The sequence below is a fragment of the Paenibacillus koleovorans NBRC 103111 genome, from assembly GCF_004000845.1.
GTDB lineage: Bacteria > Bacillota > Bacilli > Paenibacillales > NBRC-103111 > Paenibacillus_AA > Paenibacillus_AA koleovorans.
On sequence record NZ_BIMA01000212.1, the window covers coordinates 1 to 4,140 of the forward strand.

At 44.9% G+C, this 4,140-nt stretch carries 6 protein-coding genes; all 6 read right to left on the minus strand.

Going from position 1 to position 4,140, the window contains the following annotated elements; translation table 11 throughout:
* Nucleotides 1–237: 237 nt before the first annotated feature.
* Complete coding sequence (locus tag PKO02S_RS31620; RefSeq protein ID WP_218033986.1) at nt 238–510, minus strand: PBPRA1643 family SWIM/SEC-C metal-binding motif protein; 273 nt, start codon at nt 508–510, stop codon at nt 238–240.
* A 375-nt stretch (nt 511–885) separates the two neighbouring features.
* Nucleotides 886–1,758: a TIGR02452 family protein gene (locus PKO02S_RS31625; protein ID WP_127589220.1), complete on the minus strand. Its 873-nt coding sequence runs from the start codon at nt 1,756–1,758 to the stop codon at nt 886–888.
* Between the two features lie 3 nt (nt 1,759–1,761).
* Nucleotides 1,762–2,217, minus strand: a complete 456-nt coding sequence (locus PKO02S_RS31630; protein ID WP_127589221.1) for a macro domain-containing protein — start codon at nt 2,215–2,217, stop codon at nt 1,762–1,764.
* Between the two features lie 25 nt (nt 2,218–2,242).
* The gene (gene ybiA, locus PKO02S_RS31635; RefSeq protein ID WP_127589223.1) at nt 2,243–2,728 is read right to left on the minus strand and encodes a riboflavin biosynthesis intermediates N-glycosidase; all 486 of its coding nucleotides are present in this window, start codon (nt 2,726–2,728) and stop codon (nt 2,243–2,245) included.
* 21 nt (nt 2,729–2,749) lie between these two features.
* Nucleotides 2,750–3,655, minus strand: a complete 906-nt coding sequence (locus tag PKO02S_RS31640) for an NUDIX hydrolase (RefSeq protein WP_373865261.1) — start codon at nt 3,653–3,655, stop codon at nt 2,750–2,752.
* Nucleotides 3,656–3,865: 210 nt separating this feature from the next.
* Nucleotides 3,866–4,140 (minus strand): hypothetical protein (locus tag PKO02S_RS33015; RefSeq protein WP_218033987.1); only part of this gene is annotated, 275 nt, incomplete at its 5' end.

The following is a 4,140-nucleotide window of genomic DNA, read 5'->3' on the forward strand; positions in this document are numbered from 1 at the left end:
AAAAAGCACACCCTCCCGCAGGTACGGAAAGATGTGCTTCATCCATATTTTCATAATACCAAATGGAAGCCTGCGATTCAACAGCATTTACGGCGCTTGGCTATGTCCCATTCAGACCTGTTCACATATATAATACCTCTAACTGAAGCATGTAGGAGGTAGAGCGAGGGCAGCCTTTATTAATCGGTCCAAGAAGCTTATCGGATATCAACAAGGTGTGCCTCTATCACCTACGAGTTACTTGCCACAGCATTTCTTGTACTTCAAGCCGCTACCGCACGGGCAAGGATCATTACGACCTGGAGATTGGCCGACGAGGATCGTTTTGGTGTTTTCCACATTCATACCTAGCAGCTTCTGTACATCCGAAATATCCTCTACTTTATCAGGCTCGATTCCAATGACTACTTTCCAACCGGTACTCTCGCATAATTCAAAAATCTCATGTGCTCTTTCCTCAGTAGCTACTCTAACTATAGCCGGTTTCTTGCTATCTCCCAATTTTGCCACTATGACATCTCCTATCCTGATGAATTGTATGGGTTCTTATTCTATTATGGAATCATATTGTTTCAATAGCTCGTCTCGAAAAGCAGGCCTATTCGGGTATTGCATAAGAAGCTTTTGCACGATCAGCCTTACGGGGTCCCCTCCCCCAACACCGCGCAGCATGCGGACCACATGGCAAACATTCTAGTATTGCCTTCTTGTAAAGGCTTGACTCGCCATTCGTTCAATATGGTTGTTGAAAATCGCAATCGTTTCGTCCCGATACCTTTCAGCAAGATGAGGGTACAAGCTCACGATCTCCGACGGATTCTTCCGGACATAGGCAAGCAAACGCGTGTCTTCTTGTTCTTCAACGAGTATCCGGCAATATAGGGGCTAATCAGATGCATAGAATTCCCTCTTGAATAGGTTAACAACTCTCTGCTCATCAGACTTATCCAGGACAGCAAAAACAATGCGATCAAATAATGTCTCGTAGCCTTCATTAATCAACACCTGCTTAAACATTCTGGCAACATCCGTAGGATTATTTTTAAAAACGCCACATCCGTATGCCCCCAGAATGATAGCTTGCTCCCCATGTTTGGCCGCTACGGAAAGAATATACCGTATTCTCTCCAGCATGACCGGTTCAATCATCTTCACTTGCTGCGGTTCCCGCTCCCGGACAACCCCAGCATTAACAGCGGGCGCTGTGAGGATGGAAACAAGATACGGATTCTCTAGAAGTGCGCAATCATCGTTTCGGAAGACGGGAACTCTAGGAGAATAAACCATATAATCTGAATAGAGACAAGTCTTAAGATTCCGGTTATAGGTATACATCTCATCCATTTGTGAAATGCAGGGGTATAAGGCAGAGGAACGAGCCAAACTTTCTTCCTGAGCCTGGCTGCCTCCAAGGAACCCCCCGCCCGGATTTTTCGCAGAGGCAAAATTTAGACACAATGTGTTCTGCAAGCCTTCATATACCACAAGTCTTCGCGCGGCAGCTAATGTAGATTCATCCGTCACTTCCATTTTCGGTTGAACACCCTGATGATCCCTTATCCGGGATACAGCCTCCTGCTTAATGACTGGCAATCCGTTTGGCGAATACAGCTTGGAGTTACGAACGGCCATCTCTACTTCCGGTTGAACTGTAACTGTGCTCCCCTCTTGATTAAGGTAGAAGCCTTTTTCTAGAATTGCCAACGTTTCTTTAGCCGTTTGTGATCTTATTTCTCTATTATGGTTTTGTGTATTCATCTTCTATCCCAGCCTATATAAGGTAACGTCCACATCCGTGAAAATATCTTGGATCATTTCTAAAATAACATTCCAATCCCCTCCACCACGGTCACAGCCAATTTTGTAGGGAAGTGCTACTGAGCACTGGTTAGCTTTGGCAAACTCGTACAACTGGGTTAGAGCGTTCCTTAAAGCGTCATCGTTCGTATATTTCCTGCCATCCCTACCGAAGGTTTGCTGGCCGAATAAATGGGCTACATATTTATTTGTACCATGATTCAGCTCGACAATCTGACACGATCCAAGCAAGCTCCCTTTATTCTGGTTACAAAATCGTACATACTCACTAAACACCTCAGGATAGAGCTGTTTCATTTGCTTGGCTACACCCGATCCCATTACAGCCTGACAATTGACTTGATGGCCAATAATGGATTCGGATGCTTGAAATAAGTCTCCTGTAACGTAGTTAACCATCCTACTCACACTTCACTTTCTTCTCTCATTTATTCATCTTAAAAAGCAGGTCTTCCCTTAAATTCGTAAGCACTTCACCCAACCAGTTAGTCCCTCTCCATGTTTCTCGGTTCAAGATGCGGGGGTCATCTTCTAGTAGCCCTACACCCCATATGCGATCCGTCGGACTTGCTTCTACCAGTGTGGTGCCTTGTGTGGCAAGCAGCTTCTCGAGGAGCTGCCGGTTCTGGGTGAATTTGGCGTAATTCCCCTCGTACACGAATGGTTTGCAATGAGTTTCCCATTTGTTTCGATGAAAGTTGCGTACCTCCCGTCCAAGCTCTTTCTGCTCACGCGGAGTTGGGGCGGATAACACCTTTGCGGCGATTTCCTCATCTTTAAAAAGCTTCGCTTTTTGGTACATCATGTATTGTTCAGCGCAATTGAAGTGGATTCCATCTATTTCAAATATAGCAGGATGCCATTGTGAAAATGGCGATTCCGTCCGGTAGAAAAAAGTGAACTTTTCCATATAAAATCCGTCCTCACATGGTTAAGTGTTCTCCCAATTGGGGTTAAAGCGATAAAGCTTGGAGGGTCGATGTCCAGCATCCTTTGTAAATTCATTGGTCTCTGTGACCATCGGCGCAAGCTTTCTTCGAAATGCTGCGGCCAGAAGCTCTTTTCCGAGAATGACCTCGTAGACCTGTTGGAGCTCTGACAGCGTGAATAAAGGAGGCATGAGATGGAACGCAATATCGGTGTATTCGATTTTATTACGCAACCTCTCTATGGCATAATCCATGATTTTGGCATGATCGAAAGCGAGCCCATGTGACCCGACAATCTCACGGCTGATTCTCCTCGTTCGGCCTGTAATCGTCGTCGTTATCTTCACCGTTGCGGTTAGAAGCTCCGCTTCATGTTTCAGGGTTATTTTTATGAGTCGCTCAAATTCGTACCCGCCTTCGAGAATCGTTTTTTTCTCTTGAAAGACTTGATAGTTTACTTCAAACCAGCGCGCGTCTTCGGCGTCGTCACCCGCCTTAACATCCAGAGCTGTCCGGTCTACAAGCGCCATATACGAGGAACTGATCACCCGCGTTCTGGGGTCACGTGCCACGTCTCCCCATGTAAATAACTGCTCCATATAGAGATTCTCGATATTGGCTTCGCTTTTCAATTCTCTTTGTGCCGCTTCTTCAATGCTCTCACGCATAGATACGAAGCCTCCCGGCAGTGCCCATTGACCCAAATATGGGTGCTCGCCCCGCTTAATGAGCAACAACTGCAACGATTTTTCGGGCAGCTTCCGATAATTAACTTGCTCTTTATCAAAGACGGTAAAGATAAGCATGTCAACCGTCACCGAAGGCCGTTCATATATACTGGCATCATATCTTTGCAGGAATTCCTGCTCCGTCAGCCCGTTGCGGTCTCGCATGGTTTCCGTCATCATTATCACCTGTTGCATTCGATTTGATAATAACTTTTTGTTAATATCTAAATGTTATTATATAGCTTTGCATGCCGTTGTCAATACGTGGAAATAGAAAAAGCCCGATTTTTCGGGCTTTTTCTCTATGTGCAGACCACCTTACAGCTGGTACTCGCTGGAGTAAACGGCAGGCTAGCAAGACCGTTGGACCATAGTAACCCTCTGATTCCATCATTTCTGGTACATGTGAGGATTGTTATTCAAAACGAGCAAGTAAATGAGGATTCCTAAACATACTGCACCCCCAAGTAGAAATCCAAGAGTACGTTTATCTTTATTTTTCACTGCTATTGCTACAGCAATAATATAGAAAATCAAAGATCCTAGCCCTATAACAACTAAATACAATATTCCTAGAGCTATTCCTTCAAATCCCTCAGTTGGGATCATACCAATCAGCCGAAAAGAAACTGGAATAAAGATCAAGTAATACAACAATGCGATAA

Excerpts from the sequence above, each read along its gene's own strand:
- PKO02S_RS31630 (WP_127589221.1), bottom strand. The coding sequence starts at position 2,217 with ATGGTTAACTACGTTACAGGAGACTTATTTCAAGCATCCGAATCCATT.
- PKO02S_RS31640 (WP_373865261.1), bottom strand. The coding sequence starts at position 3,655 with ATGATGACGGAAACCATGCGAGACCGCAACGGGCTGACGGAGCAGGAA.
- PKO02S_RS31625 (WP_127589220.1), bottom strand. The coding sequence starts at position 1,758 with ATGAATACACAAAACCATAATAGAGAAATAAGATCACAAACGGCTAAA.
- ybiA (WP_127589223.1), bottom strand. The coding sequence starts at position 2,728 with ATGGAAAAGTTCACTTTTTTCTACCGGACGGAATCGCCATTTTCACAA.